The organism is Drancourtella massiliensis, assembly GCF_016900655.1.
In the GTDB taxonomy this organism is placed as follows: Bacteria; Bacillota; Clostridia; order Lachnospirales; family Lachnospiraceae; genus Sellimonas; species Sellimonas catena.
Genome location: NZ_JACJKH010000083.1, coordinates 1 through 785 on the forward strand (window position 1 = coordinate 1; position 785 = coordinate 785).

General features: G+C 46.6%; 1 protein-coding gene. It reads right to left on the reverse strand.

Going from position 1 to position 785, the window contains the following annotated elements; all coding sequences use genetic code 11:
• Positions 1–741, reverse strand: a 741-nt coding sequence (locus H6A32_RS17065) for an Rpn family recombination-promoting nuclease/putative transposase (RefSeq protein ID WP_204864821.1), incomplete at its 3' end; no start/stop codon positions are given.
• Positions 742–785 lie beyond the last annotated feature (44 nt).

Genomic DNA, 785 nt, shown 5'->3' on the forward strand with positions numbered 1-785 from the left:
CAGGAATGCCGCAATGATCTTGGCGATCAGTTTTAAAAGAGACTCAGGGGAGTCACGGCTGATCTTCTCCAAATAGTCATCCGGAATTTCTGCGAGTTCGTGAAATTCGGCGGAACTTCGCAGTTTGTCAATTAACATGATCAAAGACAGTTCATCTTCTTTTTCAATCAACTCCTGATTGGAATAGCGGGAGAGCGGCACGACAAGATACTGAAAGTTCGGAATATACTCTCCCAGAAGATCGGAAAGTGCGGTGCGTTCCTGAAAGTTTTTTGCAGCTGTCCAGTTTCGGTCTCCATCATAGAAGACAATTGGAAGAACAGGAGGATACCGGAAGCCCTTTAAAGCTGTGCATCCGGCCTGTTTTTTCTCGGCCTCTGCGGCATAATCTGTCAGGATCAGGACGATATAGCGGAGGATCCGGAAAGACATGTCATAGTCCACCTTGGTCTGATGCTCGATCAGCGTGATCAGATAAAGAGTGTCTATGTCTTGCTGATTTTTCAGATGGATCTTCTTGACCGTATCGGAATCCCGTTCTTCCTGCCATACGGAGATGAAGCGATCTGTGACGTCCTCAATATCTTCCGGTTGGACATCTTTTAGAAGTTCGATATCCGTATATCCGCGAAGGAACTGGGCGCAGAGGATGGGATCACCGAAGATCAGCTTGGCACCGCTGTCTTTGACTTTTTTGTTTTGTGTACTGGTTTTTGGTTTGTGACTGTTCGTCTTCGTCATAAGGACTCCTTTCCGAAAGGGAGCAAAGACAAACAGTCAGACAC